This window comes from Sphingorhabdus profundilacus (genome assembly GCF_009769755.1).
Lineage (GTDB): Bacteria > Pseudomonadota > Alphaproteobacteria > Sphingomonadales > Sphingomonadaceae > Sphingorhabdus_B > Sphingorhabdus_B profundilacus.
This window is the reverse complement of sequence record NZ_SDWJ01000001.1, coordinates 715104-732828: the sequence shown is the minus strand read 5'-3', so window position 1 is coordinate 732828 and position 17725 is coordinate 715104. Positions and strand designations below refer to the sequence as shown.

Genomic DNA, 17725 nt, shown 5'->3' with positions numbered 1-17725 from the left:
GGGAAATAACATAATCATGGCCACGATGAACCTGGATTCGATAGATTTGAAGCTTCTTGCCGAGTTACAAGCCGATGGCCGGATTACCAATGTAGAACTGGCCACCAAAGTCGGGCTAACGGCGCCGCCTTGTTTGCGTAGAATGCGGGCGCTGGAACAATCTGGAACGATCAAATCCTATCACGCCGATATCGATGCGGCTTCGCTGGGATATACAATCACCGTTTTTGCAATGGTGAGCTTGAAAAGCCAGGCAGAGGACGATCTCAAGGCATTTGAACATCATGTCCGCGCCTTACCCGACGTCAGGGAATGCCATATGCTGAACGGGGAAATAGATTTCATCCTGAAAATTGTCGCACGCGACCTGCAATCCTTTCAGGAGTTTCTCACTTCAAAACTGACTTCGGCGGCCAATGTGAGCAGCGTCAAAACATCATTAACGATTCGCACGGCCAAGGATGAGCCCGGGGTACCAATTCCCGCCATATAAAAAGGGAGGCAGTCTGCCCCCCTTTTTTCGCGCTAGATCAGAATATTCCGGAAAATCAAGTCGCGGTTGGTGCCGGTGTGGCAGCAGCCGATGCTTTTACCATATGGTCGATGTACATTACCCAATATTCGCCAATCGCCTTGCGGTTCGCACCGGTTATCATGGCAAAATCGGCTTTCGCACCGGCATAGTCGGCAAGCATCACTTTCGACATGGCGAGGCGGAAACGTGTGCGGTCGGTCTGGTCTTTTCCATCCTTGTCCAATATCGGCGCTTTGGTGAGGGCCGATTCATACAATTCTTTCGCCGTGTCATATTTCTTATGTGAAAAGAATGAATCTGCGGTCAGCGATGCAAGCATGCCTTTCGGGCTGGCCTTTGCCGGTGCAATCGTGCCAGCCAAAGTCGCAGTATCTTCGGCCAGGCGGGATTTTGCTTCGGTGAATTTTTCGCTGAACGTCACATTGTTGCGGGAAATGACACCCTTTGCAAAACCCTCTTCCAAAACCGCAACGGCTTCGGCCGGATAACGAACGCCAATATAGCTCAAACTATCAAGATATTGGGCATATTCCTGTTGGAAACGCAGTCCGTTGGTGACCCGCATCAAACGCAAAACATCCAGTTCTTCTTCCGGATTCAAGGTCAACGACCGGTCAAAAAATGCCAGAGCATCGTGCCAGTAATCAGGGTTGTTTTCGGTGGCGAGCAATTGCTTGTACCAATTGGCGGCGCCCACATAATTTTTGGCCTTCGACGACAATATCGCCGCGCGGACAAAATAGGCCTTATTCACCTTGCCCGCTGCCTTGTCAGCTTCAATTGCCTTTGCAAGCCAGGTGATCGCTTCGGCGTCCTTATTCTGTTGCGACATTGCGTTGGAGATTAAAAACTCAATCGTATTGCCGCGATGCCCCATATTATAGGCATCGATCATCAGCTTTTCCGCGCTCGCGAAATTTTTGCTGTCATAGGCGATAGCCGCCTTGCGAAATGTATATTCGGTCTTGATGTTTGCAGGTGTCGTTGCCGATGCCAGCAACAGATCTATGCCCTGTTCCTGCAACGCCATATCCTTGACCCCTGCCCCGATATTGATGGCAAGAATGCCCGCCTCATAGCGGTCGTCATCATTGGCAATTGCGGCCACGACCTTCGGGAATTCGGCTTTCGCGCCTTCGGGGTTTTTCTGCTTGTTCAAAATATCAACTACTGCGGAAAAAGCCGCGATAAACGGCTTCGAATAGTTGCGCTTGGGTGCTGCGGGTGCGGCTTCCTTTTTATCCTTACCCTTCTTTTCCTTGACGGGTTTATCCTGTGCAAAGGCCGATGTAGCCATGTTGGGCAGTGCGACAAGCGACAGGATCAGGGCAAATTTGGAAACAGACTTCATTCTACTCTCCGCGATTAAGGTGTTAGGCATATTATCTGCACTACATTCTACTATAGATGTTCGCCCGGTATAGCGCAAATATCATAGTGATGGTGCATGAATTGCGGTTGAACGGCGGAGAATACAGGCAGTTTATGGCGAAAACATCAGCACTCATCATAGGGGCAAGTGGTGGCATTGGTGCCGCGATGGCCGATTTGGTCGAACAGCAGGGTGCCTTTGAAACCGTTGTGCGCCTGTCCCGACACAGCAGCCCGGCGATAGATTTATGTGATGAAAACAGCATCAAAGTTGCAGCACAAATTCTGTCGCAATCCGAAGTTGCACCGACCTTGATATGCGTGACTACGGGTATATTGCATCGCGATGGAAAGGGTCCGGAAAAAAGCTTGCGGGAACTAGACCCTGAATGGATGCTTGAAAATTACCGCCTGAACGCGGTCGGTCCGGCATTGGTGGCCAAACATTTCCTTCCGATCATGCCAAAATCCGGGCGCATTTGCCTTGCGATCCTGTCTGCGCGCGTAGGCAGCATTTCGGACAATCGCCTCGGCGGCTGGCATAGTTACCGTGCATCAAAAGCCGCACTGAACATGTTGATCCGCAACCTTGCGATAGAATGGCAACGTAAAAATCCGGAGAGTATCGTCGTGGGGCTTCACCCCGGAACGGTGGAAACCGCGTTGAGCGCACCCTTTAAAGGCAACCCTGTCCATGAACGGTTTTCGGCGGAAACGGCGGCCGGTCAATTGCTTGATGTTCTTCAAAATCTGACGCCAGCCGATTCAGGGCAACTATTGGCTTATGATGGCGCAGTGATTGCACCTTAGGCCGAATTCGGGCCTTATCTGTGGATAAGTTGTCGAAAAAGGCGTTTTTCATGCGGCTTCGGGTGGCTTTGTTTGGCCGCCTCGGCTACTATGCTAATATTCTAAAAATATAAGGATTTTCGCGGCGTGAGCGATGATAATGCCACTCTAGACCCCTCAGATATTTCCCCGGTCGACATTGTCGATGAAATGAAGTCGAGCTATCTTGACTATGCCATGTCGGTCATCGTGGCACGGGCGCTTCCCGATGTACGCGACGGACTAAAGCCTGTGCACCGCCGTATATTGTTCGCCAGCCAGGAAGGCGGCTTTGTCGCCGGGCGGCCCTATCGCAAATCCGCAAAAATCGTCGGCGACGTCATGGGCAATTATCACCCGCATGGCGATAGCGCCATTTATGATGCCCTGGCACGCATGACACAGGATTGGTCCTTGCGCGTGCCGTTGATCGACGGTCAGGGCAATTTCGGTTCGATGGACCCCGACCCCCCCGCGTCGATGCGGTATACCGAGGCGCGGTTGAACAAGGTTGCCAATGCCCTGCTCGATGACCTCGACAAGGACACGGTCGATTTTCAACCCAATTATGACGGCAGCCGGCAGGAACCGCAGGTTCTGCCCGCGCGCTTTCCCAATTTGCTGGTCAATGGTGCAGGCGGCATTGCGGTCGGCATGGCGACCAATATTCCGCCGCACAATCTGGGGGAAGTTATCAGGGCCTGTCTGGCTTACATCGATAATCCGGCAATTTCGGTTGACGAGCTGATTGAGATCATACCCGCGCCCGATTTTCCGACCGCGCCGCTGATTTTGGGACAAGGCGGTGCACGATCGGCCTATCGTGAAGGCAAGGGCTCGATCATGATGCGCGCCCGGCATGAGATTGAAGAAGGCCGGGGCGACCGGCGTTCAATCGTTCTCACCAGCATACCGTTTCAGGTCGGCAAGTCCGGTCTCGTCGAAAAAATTGCCGAAGCTGCGAAAGACAAACGGATTGAAGGCGTTTCGGATATCCGTGATGAATCAAGCCGCAAGGGCGTGCGGATCGTCATTGATCTGAAGCGCGATGCGACGACGGATGTCGTGCTTAACCAGTTGTGGCGGCATACACAGGCGCAATCGAGCTTCCCTGCCAATATGCTCGCCATTCGTGGCGGACGGCCCGAAGTGCTTAACCTGCGCGATATTATCGAAAGTTTCGTCCGGTTCCGTGAAGAGGTCATTACCCGCCGCACGAAGTTCGAACTGAACAAGGCCCGTGAACGCGCCCATCTTTTGCTTGGGCTGGTGGTTGCGGTCACCAATCTGGATGAGGTTGTCCGCATTATCCGGGGGTCGGCAAGCCCTGCCGAAGCCCGGGCTGCATTGATTGCCCGCCAATGGCCGATCGCCGAAATTGCCCCCTATATCAAATTGGTCGAGGCGGTTGAGGCTGATGTTACGGGGGACAGCTATCAGCTATCCGAACTGCAGGTCCGTGCCATTCTCGAACTGCGTTTGCATCGCCTAACAGCGCTTGGTCGTGACGAAATTGGCAAGGAATTATCGGGACTTGCCGTCAGTATTACAGAGTTTCTGGCAATATTGGGCGACCGCGTAAAACTATATGCGGTCTTGCGCGATGAACTGGTGGCGATAGACGCAGAATTTTCGACACCACGTCTGTGCGAAATCACCGCAAGCTGGGACGGTCTTGACGACGAAGATCTGATGGAACGCGAAGAAATGGTCGTGACCGTTACCCATGGCGGCTATATCAAGCGCACCCCACTCGCCACATTCCGCGCGCAGGCCCGTGGTGGTAAGGGTCGCGCCGGTATGGCGACGAAGGATGAGGACGCGATTACCGAATTGTTCGTCACCAGCACGCATACGCCGGTCCTGTTCTTTTCCAACATCGGTAAAGTGTATCGCTTGAAAGTATGGAAACTGCCCGAGGGTGGGCCGCAGACACGCGGTCGCCCAATGGTCAATCTGCTTCCGCTTGGCGAAGGCGAAGTCATATCCAACGTGTTGACTTTGCCCGAGGATGAGGCCGAATGGGGCGGCTTGAGCGTCGTTTTTGCGACGGCCAAAGGCTATGCACGGCGCAATAGCATGGACGCTTTTGCCAATGTGCCATCCAACGGCAAGATCGCCATGAAATTTGAAGGCGAAGATGCCGACGATCGTTTGATCGGAGTCGAATTGCTGAGCGTCGATGACGACATATTGCTCGCCAGCCGCAACGGGAAGGCGATCCGCTTTGCCGCCGATGACATTCGCGAATTCCAAAGCCGCGCATCGACGGGTGTACGTGCCATGAAATTGGGTAAGGATGATCAGGTGATGTCGCTGTCGATCCTGCAAAGGGTCGGAACCACGGCTGAGGAACGGGAAGATTATCTGCGCTTTGCGCCCTGGAAGCCTGAAAAAGAAGGGGAGCCGACACTTTCCACAGAGCGGATTTCGGAAATGGCCGAATGCGAACAATTCATCCTGACCGTGTGCGCCAACGGCTATGGCAAGCTTTCATCGGCCTATGGCTATCGCCGCACCGGTCGCGGGGGTCAGGGCATTACCAATATCGACAATGTCGAACGCAACGGCCCCGTCGTCGCCAGCTTTCCGGCCACCAAGGGCGACCAGTTGATGCTGGTCACCGATCAGGCCAAGTTGATCCGCATGCCATTGGACAGCTTACGCGTTCTGGGCCGCGGCACGGCCGGTGTCCGCCTGTTCAATGTCGGTGAGAACGAACATGTTGTCAGCGCCGCCAAAATTGAGGAAAGCGATGATGATACCGATGACGCAATCGAAACACCATCAACGCAAGAGCCGGAGAATGAAGGCTAGGCCGTGATCTAAATGTCCCATGCAACAGGGGGCGGGTTTTTTAATTGCGGTCCGATTGACCGGAATTCAATCCCGCTCTTCCCCTTGTGCATAATGGCCGCGCTTGACCAATGTTTGGGCGACGCCGACGGCAATCATCAGCACGCCGAAATAATAAAGATACCATATCGCCACACTGGTCATTTCGGATTGCGCCAAGGGGCCAAGACGGGCGAAGATCAACAGGTCTGACACAACAAACAGCACGGCGCCCATACCGACGCGATACCTTGGAAAATTGCTGCTCCATGCCATGGCCGCCATGGCTGCCAAAACGACGCTATAGGCGGCGACCTGAACACCTTGTTCCGGATTTCCAGGCGCAAAATAGGCGATGACCGGCGTCAAAAGAAACAGCATCACCGCAAATAGCTTCTGGCTAAAAACAGCACCCACCCTGCGGTGGCGGGCATAAATTGCGATTGCCGCCAGATGCCCTGCGGCAAATGCAATGGCCCCGGCCGTCATATTCAGCTCAATCAGCCCATCGCCCAGCGCGTACAGCGCCAACATGACAGCCAACAAAATAAATTCGCCGACATGATGGCGGCGCAAGGCGAAGGGAACCAGCAAGCCCACCGCTGCCATTTTCCAGATGATGGCAAATATCCCGCCCTCAATCGGCAACCATAGCCATGTCGCCGGAAAGCTTAATCCGGCTAGCAGACTGGCCAATAACCAAGGTCGTTTGTGCGCCAAATCCTGCGCCATAGGCATTTTCCCCTTTAACTCAGCCTTCTTGTAAACATCCTTGCAAGACAAGGGGAATATATTCTGCCATCCGGTCCGCCGTCAGCCCGGCACCTGCGCGAATGCCGATATCGCCGTGCAACCAAGCCGCAATTGCCGCCGCGTCGAACGCCGGCACACCTTGGGCCAACAATCCGCAGACCATGCCGGACAAGATATCGCCCGACCCTGCTGTCGCAAGCCAAGGGGAAGAATGCCGGTTGATGGCAAAGCGCCCAGTTGGCGCCGCAATCACGCTGTGTGTTCCCTTTAAAAGGACGACCGAGCCCGACCGTCGCGCCGCCTCCACCGCCGCCGCAACAGGATCTGCGGTTGCAATATCGGGGAACAGGCGCGCAAATTCGCCAAGATGTGGCGTCATGACGACATCTTCCGATATAGCATTGAATAATTGTATATTTCCGTCTGAAAAAACGGTGAGAGCATCCGCGTCCAGCAAGACCGGTTTCTTCAAGGCAAGCAATTGGAGTACCAAAAGGCGCAGGCTATCGTCGGCCCCTGCCCCCGGCCCTACGGCGATGGCCCGCACCCGATCATCAATGGCGCTGAGCGTCGCGTCCTTTTCCCTGAGCATGATCGCCGTGACATGTGCCGCCTGTTCACAAAGCGCCGGGCGATCCCCCAATATCGTCACCAGTCCCGCCCCTACCGCCAACGCCGCCTGGGCGCATAGCCGCGATGCGCCGGTCTTTAGCACAGGTCCGCTTATCACCATTGCATGGCCGCGCAGATATTTATGGGTGTCTGGCGCTGGCAGCGTCAATCGGGGCTGCGTAATCAGCATTTCGCGGGATGTTTTTAGGGTGAATGTCATAGAGACATCATGACGCTTTTGCCTGTGCTTTCCCACGAAATTTTGATAGCCGCCATCGCCATGGACAAAAAACATGACGTACATATCATCGGCGGAGGATTGGCCGGCAGCGAAGCCGCATGGCAGTTGGCCCGGCGCGGCTATCGTGTCAGATTGTCGGAAATGCGTGGATCAGGTGAAATGACACCGGCCCATCAAACCGATGGTCTTGCAGAACTGGTCTGTTCAAACAGCTTTCGTTCAGATGACGCACAAAGCAATGCGGTCGGCCTGCTCCATCAGGAAATGCGCGAACTTGGCTCTCTCATCATGTCAGCGGCAGAGGTTGCAAAGGTTCCGGCGGGGTCGGCTCTGGCCGTGGACCGGGATTTATTCTCAGAAATAGTAACCAATAAACTGAAAAACATAAGCAATATAGAAATTGTGCGCGAGCGGATTGATGAAATTTCGTCCGACGTTCCGACCATAATCGCAACCGGCCCGCTAACCGCAACCAATTTGGCGCATAATATCATGGCGAAAACCGGTGAAGATCGGCTGGCCTTTTTCGACGCCATTGCGCCAATCGTCTATCATGACAGCATCGACATGGATGTCGCTTGGTACGCATCGCGTTGGGATAAGGGCGAGGGCAAGGATTATATCAACTGCCCCATGGACGAAGCCCAATATCGCGCCTTTCACCAAGGATTGATGGATTCCGAAAAAACCGAGTTCAAAGAATGGGAAGCGAATACGCCTTATTTTGAAGGCTGTATGCCCATAGAAGTTATGGCTTCACGCGGACTGGATACCTTGCGATTTGGTCCGATGAAACCGGTGGGTCTCGATAACCCCAAAACCGGCCGATGGATGCATGCAGTCGTGCAATTGCGGCAGGACAACAAGCTGGGTAGCCTTTGGAATATGGTGGGTTTCCAGACCAAGATGAAACATGCCGCACAAGTGGAGTTGTTCCGCACAATCCCTGGATTGGAAAGGGCTGAATTTGCCCGTTTAGGTGGCCTGCATCGCAACACTTTCATCCGTTCACCAATATTGCTGGATCGCCAATTGCGCCTGAAAACCGCCCCCCATATTCGCTTTGCCGGTCAAATTACCGGATGCGAAGGATATGTCGAAAGCAGCGCAATCGGGTTGATGGCCGGTATCATGCTGGCGGCCGAATTTACCGGTTCCGAAGTGCCCCAGCCCCCCGCAACCACGGCATTGGGCGCTTTGCTGGGACACATAACGGGCGATGCACATGCCGATGACTATCAACCGATGAATGTCAACTTCGGCCTGTTTGCTCCGTTAGAAGAAAATTGCCATAAAAAACAACGCAAAGCTGCCATCACCGCCCGCGCCCGCACGGATCTGGCGCAGTGGATAAAGGCTCATAAAATTGCGGCCTAACCAACTGTTATATATATTTTAACATCGACAAGCGGGTTTAGCGGCTTGTTTGGGCCGGGTTCGTGCAAATTCCTTACGGGTCAACAAATTATCCGCATCCTTGTCGGCGGCGGCAAAGCGATCTCCTGTTGCAACGGCCCACTCTTCGAACGTCAGCAAATTATTACCGTCGCGATCGAGCAGCTTAAAGGCTTTCGTCCGGCTTCCCATCATTTCGACACGCGATATCAGTTCGTCACGGTTTCGGTCATAACGGTTGAACCGCACTTCCTCTCGGCTGGTCTTGGGCGCTTCGGGGGGCGATGGCGGCGGCGGACCAAAGGCAGGCGCATTCACGCCTGCTTTAGGCAATGCATCCGATACAGCCTCCACCGGAGGGGCCACAGGAATCGGATTTTCCGATGCGGCCTGTGTCTGCCAAAGCCACAGCCCCCCGGCCGCCAGCATCAGCGCACCTATACCACCTAACAATATTCTCTGCAATTCCATAACCCTAGCACAAATTGACGTCATGCCGTTGTGGCCAGAAATTTAAAGGCCCGTCAAGCTATGCAAGATCAATCGGGGGCCGGAAACACCGCGAGACAGCAGTGTCAAAATCGTCAGTGGCCGGAATATGCGACCCTTTAGCATCGGAATATTGGGTGCATCCTGACCTGACATCTCACCACCATAGCGGGAAGCAACATCGCCTCTCGCCCATTCTTCTCCTGCTGCAGCGGCGCTTTGACCCAGTCCGATCAGACGGCAATACCCGTTAAAAACTGCATCACCCCGCTTTTGGGCAAAGGCATCCAATTCGGCGGCGGTCCATTCACCATCACATGGCAATATTTCCCAGGCATCGACCAACTCGCCCGCAATGGCCAGCAATTCAGGCCTGCCCTGATCGAACAAAGCTGATAGCAAAGGCTCCCCTGTGGGTCGCTCGGCGGCTTGCGCTCCAAAAGCGTCGCGCCACCACGCCAGCTTTAACTGCGCGATCATCGGTTCGGTGGCCCGTTGGATAATCTGGGCCAGACGTTCATCAAGCAAAAGCAACAGTGCAAATGGCACCCGCGTCGACTTTGGCGCGTAAGCAACCGCGAGTCGCAGCGGCGGTGGAAGCTGTTCAACTATCTCTATCATTCCAACAACCCAACCGGTTTGTGCGGCAAATCACAGTTAACGGGCCACTAACCATTTAAATTTAAGAAGCGCTTACGCTGATTTGATAATCGCTAACATTGAATTTTAATCTGTGGAACAGGGGAACGCCACGATGTCTGCAAAGACCGACGCTGGAAAGCGGACCGGATTTCTCGCTCGATTGCGGAATGACCAGTCTGGCAACACTATTGCGATCTTCGCGGCTGCACTATTTCCGATGGCCGGTCTGGTCGGCGGTGCGGTCGACATGGCGCGGCTATATTCTGTAAAAAACCGCCTGCAGGCGGGCTGCGATGCTGGATCATTGGCTGCGCGTAAGGTTATGGGCAACGGCCGCTGGGACATCAACAATGACGGCAACCGCGTGAATGATTTAACCTATTTGTCCGGGTTGCAGATGTTCGATTTCAACTTTGAGAACGGCTATCTCGGTTCGGAAAACCGTACCCGCAATTTTGTCGAATCAAACGGAACGGTAAATGGCACTGCACAGGCGGATGTGCCAATGACATTGATGCGAATTCTGGGTGAAGACGAACGCACGGTCAGTGTAACCTGCACCAGCCAGATGAAAATTCCGCACACTGACGTGATGTTCGTGCTGGACGTTACAGGATCGATGTCGAGCACCATTCCGGGTGACAGTACCGGATTGACCAAGATCAATGGTCTGAAACGGGCGACCAAATGTTTTTATGAAGCATTGGCAAGGCAAAATGTTGACGATGTAACACCTGCGGACTGCTACAAGTCGGCAAACCCGATCGGCGATTTGTCGACCCTGACGCAGTTACGCTTTGGCTTTGTCCCGTTTGACGAGCAGGTAAATATCGGCTCGGTCCTTCAAAACGGCTATTATAAAGACACGCAAACATTCCAGTCGCGGCAGGCCGACCTGGAAAATGTTTGGACATGGACGGTCGGCGGCGCGAGTGGTATTACCGGCTGGTTAAACGACTGGACGCCGGCAAGTCCGCCTACAAATCCTTATAATACCAGGCAAAGTACAAGCGGCTGGTCTGATGTCACCTCGGATGTCGTTACCTTGCAAGGTACAAAACCCTTCCGTCAAACCGGGGCCACCAGTAGCTCGAGCTGCACCGGTTCCACCTACAACAACTTGCCGAGCAGCTCAAATCAGCTCACGGCGCTTACTGAAACGGGTGGTTCCACGACAACGAACACGTTGACAACATCCACGCCGGTATATCCGGATTCCCAACAAGTATTGACCCACAATCAGACGCGACCTTTCACAGTGACGCAATACCGGTATGTCTGGGAAAGTCGCAGTGGCACAACTTCGTGCTTTCTGGAACGCCGCACCCACACAACAAATTATACCAAAACCCAAACAGGCGGAACGTCCACGAAACCCATTACATGGCTGCAACGCCAACGTGTCATCGGTTGGATCTATAAACCCGTCGCGTTCAACGTGTCGTCCCTGCAGGCAGGTGGCGGTGATGACACCAGTACGAGTTATAACAGCTCGATCAATCTACCCCTGAACGAGACGACAACCACCGTAAACCTCTCGGGACAAGCGACTTCATCATCACTCAGAATCGTTTCGAACGCGAGTGTTTCCTGGAGTGGATGTATTGAGGAACGCCAGACAGTCAGAGATGACGACGGCGATCCGACGGATGATTTCAATCCAATTCCGGACGATGCCTTTGACCTCGACATCGACATGATACCCGATACGAGCGATGAAGCCACGCGCTGGGGCTTCCAATTGGCGAATGCCGTTTGGGGCCGTCACAACAATGTCGGGTTCGATTCCGACGGGAACGGTTCCGCCGATTATTTTGAACCTGTCTTGGCGGATGTCTGGCGTGCCACGACAAGCTCGTCCAACCCTTCTGGAATGTCCCGAAATACCAGCCCCGGATGCCCGTCAGTTGCCGCACGAAAAATGGCGACCTATCGGGATGCGAGTGGTGCGACCAGTTATAAAAACTATGTGAATTCCCTATCACCTGGTGGCAACACCTACCATGATATTGGCCTGTTGTGGGGTGCACGACTTTTGTCGCCTACAGGTTTGTTTGCAAGTGAAAATGCAACGACCCCCGATGGTCAGGAAATTCAGCGACACATGATTTTCATGACCGATGGTGAAACCGCAACATCAGGTAACAACTACACGCCCTATGGGATTGAAGGTTGGGACAGGCGACGGACTGCAACCGGAACAAATCCAACACGAAACATATTGAACGCTGATACCGACGCGCGGACCATAGCATTATGCAGCGCGATCAAAAATCTCGGCAATAACGGCGTAACTGTTTGGGTGGTCTATTATGGCACGACAGATTTCGCCACAACCGAGCGCATGAAAAACTGTGCGACAACAAGAAATAACCATTTCTTTGAGGCATCGAACACGCAGTTGTTAATCGAGTCATTCAATAAAATTGCTGAATCCATTTCCGAACTCAAATTGACGGGGTGATCACTATGCTTACCAAATTTCGCCGGCCATTTGTAAAAGTTGTGAAGGACTGCGAAGGCACGTCTATTGTGGAATTCGCGGTCATTTCACCTGTGATGTTCACACTGCTTTTCGGCGGCTTCGATTTCGGCCACACATTATATATGAAGTCGGTATTGCAGGGCGCCATCAACAAAGCCGCCCGCGATTCCGCATTGGAAACAGGGACGGTTGCCGAAGTGCAGGCTGCGGTCGATCAAAAGGTGATCGATCAGGTCACCGCCGTGCATCGCACAGCCGAATTTGACACTGACAGTTTCAGTCGATCCTATTTCCGCACCTTTACCGACGCGGCATTTCCCGAAAGCGAAGTGTGGGATGATACAAACAGCGATGGCGAATGTAATAATGACGAAAATTACATCGACGAAAACAACAACAGTACTTTTGACGCTGATGGTATTGCGGACGGTCAGGGTTATACCCGCGACGCGGTGAAATATTCGGCGACCGTCAGATATGATCGCCTTTTCCCGTTGGCAGGCCTGCTGGGTATCAGCAACCGTGTCGAACTTACCGCGTCGACCGTTATCGCGAACCAGCCTTATGGTCAAAAGGCAGCAGCCATTACGCGAAAGTGTGAAGATGCTTAGAAAACCGAAACGAATTTTGGGCGGGCCAAACTCGCTCGTCACAAACGAAAGCGGCCTCGCCTTGATCGAGTTCGCATTCATTGCGCCTGTGTTTATGGTCTTTGTCGCTTCGGGGGCAGAGCTTGCCAATTATGCGACCGAGTCAACGCAAGTGTCGCAATTGGCGCTTCAGGTGGCGGACAACGCAGCCCGCATTGGCGAAGGTGATCCTTTGGCCAACAAAAAGATCACCGAAACGCAGATCAACGACTTATTCACCGGTGCGGAAATTCATGCCGGCGATCTCGATATCTACGGGTCGCATGTCGAAGATGGCAACGCCGTGCCCAATGGCCGCATCATATTGTCCAGCCTTGAAACCATGGCCAACCCCAATCCGACCGGGAAATTCAAGATTGCCTGGCAGCGGTGCCGGGGGTTGGCGACGACATTTACCCCGCAATATGGCGTTGCTGGCGAACCAAGCGGTACGAATATGAGCGGCATGGGACCTGTGGGTCGTCAAGTAACTGCTATTGCAGGAACGCCCGTGATGTTCGCTGAGGTTCGGTACCGCTATCAACCGCTTTTTCTGAATGGCTTTGCCATCAAGGATTATGAAAACATCAATGCCGTCGCGGCAATGATGGTCCGTGATGCGCGCGATCTGACTACGGTGTTCAATACAGAAGGTGCCGTCGCCGCCTCTTGCACTTAACGGCCCAACACCTTTCGTACACCGGCCACAATTTTGTCGGCATTGACTAACGCCGCTTTTTCCAGATTTGCGGCATAGGGCATTGGCACGTCTTCATTCGTCACCCGAATGACGGGTGCGTCGAGATCATCAAAACCGTCTTCCATGCAGATCGCGATGATTTCGCTGCCTATTGAACATACCGGCCAGCCTTCTTCGGCAAAGACCAGCCTGTTCGTTTTTGCAAGGCTTGCCAAAATGGTCGCTTTGTCGAGCGGGCGGATTGTCCGCAAGTCGATGACCTCGGCACTGACCCCTTCATTTGCAAGCTTGTCCGCCGCCTCGAGCGACATGCCCACACCGATGGAATAGCTGACAATGGTAACGTCGGTCCCTTCGCGCATCACCCGCGCTTTTCCAATCGGAAGCACGTGATCGGCAAGGTCGGGAATTTCAAATGTGCGCCCGTACAGCAGCTCATTTTCCAGGAAAACCACCGGATCTTCGCACCGGATCGCAGCTTTCAGCAATCCTTTTGCATCGGCCGCATCATAGGGGCAGATGACGATGAGACCGGGCACGCTGGCATACCAAGGCGCATAATTCTGGCTATGTTGAGCGCCAACACGCGCCGCAGCGCCATTGGGGCCGCGAAATACGATGGGGCATCGCATTTGTCCGCCGGACATATAGTTGGTTTTCGCCGCAGAATTGATGATGTGATCGATCGCCTGCATCGCGAAGTTGAAGGTCATGAATTCAATCACCGGCCGCAATCCGCCCATCGCGGCACCGGTGCCGATTCCGGCAAATCCATATTCGGTAATCGGCGTGTCGATCACCCGGCGCGCACCAAATTCGGCCAGCAAGCCTTGCGTTACCTTATAGGCGCCTTGATACTCAGCGACTTCCTCGCCCATGACGAACACGCGATCATCGCGCCGCATTTCTTCCGCCATTGCGTCGCGCAACGCCTCACGCAGCGTGAGCGATACCATAGCAGTCCCCGCCGGAACCGCCGGATCGGATTTGGCAACGCTTGGCAGCGACGCCGGAGCCGTAACCACAGGCGCTTCAACAGGTGCAGCCGCAACAGGCATAGGCGCAGGTGCAGGTGCAGGTGCAGGTGCAGGTGCAGGTGCAGGTGGGGGAGTAGCGGCTTCATCTTCCCCTGCAATCAACGCGATCACGGTGCCGACTTTCACGCCATCTGTTCCTTCAGGGACAGTAATCGAGGAAATCACGCCTTCATCAACGGCTTCAAATTCCATCGTCGCCTTATCAGTCTCGATTTCTGCAAGAATATCGCCCGATTTGACGCTGTCGCCTTCCTTCACCAGCCATTTGGCCAGCGTACCTTCTTCCATTGTTGGCGAAAGCGCAGGCATTTTAAGTTCGATTGCCATCAATATTGCTCCACCAGAACGTCAGTATAAAGTTCGCCCAATTCCGGTTCTGAAGAACTTTCGGCAAAGTCGGCGGATTCATTTACGATGGTACGGATTTCCTTTTCGAGCGCTTTCAATTCATCCTCGCTGACGCCCATTTCGGCAAGATAGGCTTTGCAACCTTCGATAGGGTCGCTGTTATCGCGAACCGACTGCACTTCGTCGCGGCTGCGATATTTGGCTGGGTCGGACATGGAATGCCCGCGATAGCGATAGGTTTTCATCTCCAACAAAACAGGCCCCTTGCCGCTCCGCACCCAATCCAGCGCGACTTCCGCTGCGCCGCGCACGGCAAGGACATCCATGCCGTCAACCTGTATTCCAGGAATGCGGAAACTTTCGCCCCGACGGTAAAGCTGGTCTTCGGAAGAAGCGCGATTGACACTGGTTCCCATCGCATATTGGTTATTTTCGATCACGAAAATGATCGGCAGCTTCCACAATTCGGCCATGTTGAAGCTTTCATAGACCTGCCCCTGGTTCGATGCCCCGTCGCCGAAATAGGCCAGGCAGACGCCGCCATCACCAGAATATTTATGCCCAAATGCCAAACCTGCCCCCAGCGAGACCTGCGCGCCGACAATGCCGTGGCCGCCGTAAAATTTATGGGTTGTCGAAAACATATGCATCGAACCGCCCTTGCCGCGCGAAATACCCGCGGCACGACCCGTCAATTCAGCCATAATCAGATTGGGATCAATGCCATAGGCTAACATATGGCCGTGGTCGCGATAGCCGGTAATGACGCTGTCCTTACCGGGCGTCAGCGCCGATTGCAGGCCGATGGCGACCGCCTCTTGCCCGATATATAAATGGCAAAACCCGCCGATCAGCCCCAGCCCGTATAGCTGCCCCGCCTTTTCCTCAAAACGGCGGATCAGCAACATGTCCCGATAGAATTTCAGCAATTCTTCTTTGCTGGCTTTATAGGGAACCGGCTCAGTCGGCCTTTCCCTGTTGGCGCGCGCCGCGTCTTCGCTGACGGTCGCAATCTTTGAGGCGGCTTTCTTCGCGGGGGTCTTGGCCAAAGCGTAATCCTCTGCTGATAATTTCGGGCGGTCTTGAATTTCCGCCTAGTCAAATTCAATGCCCGTGAAAAGCGCTTTTCCGTTACGAAAAGCGGTGCATAGCTATTCATTATTTGCAACCGCCCTTACTTTAGCGGAACAACGACCTCATCAGGGGCAACGACATTGAGTTCCTTACGCATCAACTCCCCGGCAAGGTCGGGGTCAACATTATCACGATCCAGCAAAAGTTGCCGGTTGCGAAGCGAATCCCGCTCTTTTTTTAACTCGGCCAGCTCTATTTTGCGTTCGCTCAGCGCGGCGCGGTAATCGGTCCACGCGATAATCCCCGTTGGCCCCAGCAAGGCATAAGACGCGATACCTAGCAACGCGACAAGCGCCAGCCCCGGTCCAACGACCGTCTTCATATATTGCGAATTCTTCTTGCCTTGGACCATGCCGAATTAGAACACCATTTTCAGCGCCAAGGCAAGAATGTGGATTAGCGGAATATGCTGCGCCCTGCGAATTGAGCGGCTGCGCCCAATTCTTCCTCGATACGGATGAGCTGGTTGTACTTCGCCAACCGGTCCGACCGCGCAAGGCTTCCGGTTTTGATCTGTCCGCAATTGGTCGCAACGGCGAGGTCGGCGATTGTCGCATCTTCCGTCTCACCCGAACGGTGCGACATGACCGCCGTGTAGGACGCACAGTGCGCCATCGACACGGCAGCCAGCGTTTCCGTCAAGGTACCGATCTGGTTGACTTTCACTAGCAGCGAATTGGCAAGGCCCTTGCCGATACCCATCGACAGACGTTCAGGGTTGGTCACGAACAGATCGTCACCGACCAGCTGGACTTCATGACCGATCTTGTCAGTCAGCGCCTTCCAGCCTTCGAAATCATCTTCGCTCATGCCATCTTCGATGGAGCGGATTGGATAGTCCTTACACAAAGCGGCCAGATAATCAGCCATTTCATGCGGGCTGAGCGATAGCCCCTCACCGGAAATTTCATATTTGCCATTTTTGAAGAACTCGGTCGCCGCGCAGTCGAGCGCGAGGACGACTTCGTCGCCAACCTTGAAGCCAGCTTTTTCAATCGACGCCATGATGAAATCGAGCGCGTCGCGGGTCGACGCCAGATTGGGCGCAAAACCGCCTTCATCACCAACCGCCGTGGCCAGTCCCTTTTCATGAAGGCCTTTTTTCAGGGTATGGAAAATCTCCGAACCCCAGCGCACGGCCTCTGCAATAGAGTCGGCGCCAACCGGCATGACCATGAATTCCTGAAAATCGATGGGATTGTCGGCATGTTCGCCGCCATTAATGATGTTCATCATCGGCACGGGCAGAACATGCGCGTTGACGCCGCCCACATAGCGATAGAGCGGCAATCCACGCGCATCGGCGGCGGCCTTGGCAACTGCAAGGCTGACACCCAATATGGCATTTGCACCCAGGTTCGCTTTATTGTCGGTGCCATCAAGGTCGATCATGACCGCGTCAATATCTTCCTGATCTTCGGCATCCAGATCGAGCAATGCTTCGGAAATAGGGCCGTTGACGGATTCGACCGCCTGCAACACACCCTTGCCCATATAGCGCGCCTTGTCGCCATCGCGCTTTTCGACGGCCTCATATGCGCCGGTCGAAGCGCCCGACGGCACCGCCGCACGACCGAAGCTGCCATCTTCCAGCAGCACATCGACTTCGACCGTCGGGTTCCCCCGGCTGTCCAATATCTCGCGGGCGTGAATGTCGATAATTCCGGTCATGAAAGGCTCCATTTGATGGC

Annotated in this window: 16 protein-coding genes; 7 read left to right on the top strand and 9 right to left on the bottom strand. The window is 54.1% G+C overall.

Features of this window, described 5'->3' with window-relative positions; genetic code table 11:
- The first annotated feature begins 16 nt into the window (after positions 1-16).
- Complete coding sequence (locus EUU23_RS03350; RefSeq protein WP_160352692.1) at positions 17-493, top strand: Lrp/AsnC family transcriptional regulator; 477 nt, start codon at positions 17-19, stop codon at positions 491-493.
- 55 nt (positions 494-548) lie between these two features.
- On the opposite strand, the gene EUU23_RS03345 is transcribed toward EUU23_RS03350, so the two are convergent.
- Entirely contained in the window at positions 549-1886 is a 1338-nt protein-coding gene (locus EUU23_RS03345) for a hypothetical protein (protein WP_160352691.1), read from the bottom strand.
- Positions 1887-2020: 134 nt separating this feature from the next.
- Between EUU23_RS03345 and EUU23_RS03340 the strand changes: the two genes are divergently transcribed.
- Together EUU23_RS03340 and gyrA are read left to right on the top strand one after the other, a co-directional pair.
- A complete protein-coding gene (locus EUU23_RS03340) occupies positions 2021-2716 on the top strand; it encodes an SDR family NAD(P)-dependent oxidoreductase (protein WP_160352690.1) in 696 nt (231 codons plus the stop codon).
- A gap of 126 nt (positions 2717-2842) precedes the next feature.
- Positions 2843-5551: a DNA gyrase subunit A gene (gene gyrA, locus EUU23_RS03335; RefSeq protein ID WP_160352689.1), complete on the top strand. Its 2709-nt coding sequence runs from the start codon at positions 2843-2845 to the stop codon at positions 5549-5551.
- Between the two features lie 66 nt (positions 5552-5617).
- Here gyrA and EUU23_RS03330 read toward each other — a convergent pair whose 3' ends face one another.
- Both EUU23_RS03330 and EUU23_RS03325 read right to left on the bottom strand, forming a co-directional pair.
- A complete protein-coding gene (locus EUU23_RS03330) occupies positions 5618-6301 on the bottom strand; it encodes a lysoplasmalogenase family protein (RefSeq protein WP_246156059.1) in 684 nt (227 codons plus the stop codon).
- A gap of 19 nt (positions 6302-6320) precedes the next feature.
- Positions 6321-7154, bottom strand: a complete 834-nt coding sequence (locus EUU23_RS03325; RefSeq protein ID WP_160352687.1) for an NAD(P)H-hydrate dehydratase — start codon at positions 7152-7154, stop codon at positions 6321-6323.
- 60 nt (positions 7155-7214) lie between these two features.
- On the opposite strand from EUU23_RS03325, the gene trmFO reads away from it, so the two are divergent.
- Complete coding sequence (gene trmFO / locus EUU23_RS03320) at positions 7215-8552, top strand: methylenetetrahydrofolate--tRNA-(uracil(54)-C(5))-methyltransferase (FADH(2)-oxidizing) TrmFO (protein WP_160353514.1); 1338 nt, start codon at positions 7215-7217, stop codon at positions 8550-8552.
- An 18-nt stretch (positions 8553-8570) separates the two neighbouring features.
- Here trmFO and EUU23_RS03315 read toward each other — a convergent pair whose 3' ends face one another.
- Both EUU23_RS03315 and EUU23_RS03310 read right to left on the bottom strand, forming a co-directional pair.
- The gene (locus EUU23_RS03315; protein ID WP_160353513.1) at positions 8571-9035 is read right to left on the bottom strand and encodes an EF-hand domain-containing protein; all 465 of its coding nucleotides are present in this window, start codon (positions 9033-9035) and stop codon (positions 8571-8573) included.
- Between the two features lie 48 nt (positions 9036-9083).
- Entirely contained in the window at positions 9084-9680 is a 597-nt protein-coding gene (locus EUU23_RS03310; RefSeq protein WP_160352686.1) for a hypothetical protein, read from the bottom strand.
- A 133-nt stretch (positions 9681-9813) separates the two neighbouring features.
- Between EUU23_RS03310 and EUU23_RS03305 the strand changes: the two genes are divergently transcribed.
- Genes EUU23_RS03305 through EUU23_RS03295 form a run of 3 tightly spaced genes read left to right on the top strand, consistent with a single transcriptional unit; the run spans position 9814 to position 13494 of the window.
- Positions 9814-12165 (top strand): Tad domain-containing protein, encoded by a 2352-nt coding sequence (locus tag EUU23_RS03305; protein ID WP_160352685.1) that lies wholly within the window; start codon positions 9814-9816, stop codon positions 12163-12165.
- A 5-nt stretch (positions 12166-12170) separates the two neighbouring features.
- The gene (locus EUU23_RS03300; protein WP_160352684.1) at positions 12171-12797 is read left to right on the top strand and encodes a TadE/TadG family type IV pilus assembly protein; all 627 of its coding nucleotides are present in this window, start codon (positions 12171-12173) and stop codon (positions 12795-12797) included.
- On the top strand, positions 12790-13494 hold the full coding sequence (locus EUU23_RS03295) for a TadE/TadG family type IV pilus assembly protein (RefSeq protein WP_160352683.1): 705 nt from the start codon (positions 12790-12792) through the stop codon (positions 13492-13494). The genes EUU23_RS03300 and EUU23_RS03295 overlap by 8 nt, the downstream gene beginning before the upstream one ends.
- Here the strand turns inward: EUU23_RS03295 and EUU23_RS03290 are convergent.
- From EUU23_RS03290 to eno, 4 genes are all read right to left on the bottom strand, one after another.
- Complete coding sequence (locus EUU23_RS03290) at positions 13491-14879, bottom strand: pyruvate dehydrogenase complex E1 component subunit beta (protein WP_160352682.1); 1389 nt, start codon at positions 14877-14879, stop codon at positions 13491-13493. The two genes, EUU23_RS03295 and EUU23_RS03290, sit on opposite strands and share 4 nt — an antisense overlap.
- Entirely contained in the window at positions 14879-15949 is a 1071-nt protein-coding gene (pdhA, locus tag EUU23_RS03285) for a pyruvate dehydrogenase (acetyl-transferring) E1 component subunit alpha (protein WP_160352681.1), read from the bottom strand. The genes EUU23_RS03290 and pdhA overlap by 1 nt, the downstream gene beginning before the upstream one ends.
- A gap of 125 nt (positions 15950-16074) precedes the next feature.
- Positions 16075-16386 (bottom strand): FtsB family cell division protein, encoded by a 312-nt coding sequence (locus EUU23_RS03280; RefSeq protein WP_160352680.1) that lies wholly within the window; start codon positions 16384-16386, stop codon positions 16075-16077.
- A 44-nt stretch (positions 16387-16430) separates the two neighbouring features.
- The gene (gene eno / locus EUU23_RS03275) at positions 16431-17705 is read right to left on the bottom strand and encodes a phosphopyruvate hydratase (protein ID WP_160352679.1); all 1275 of its coding nucleotides are present in this window, start codon (positions 17703-17705) and stop codon (positions 16431-16433) included.
- Positions 17706-17725: the final 20 nt, after the last annotated feature.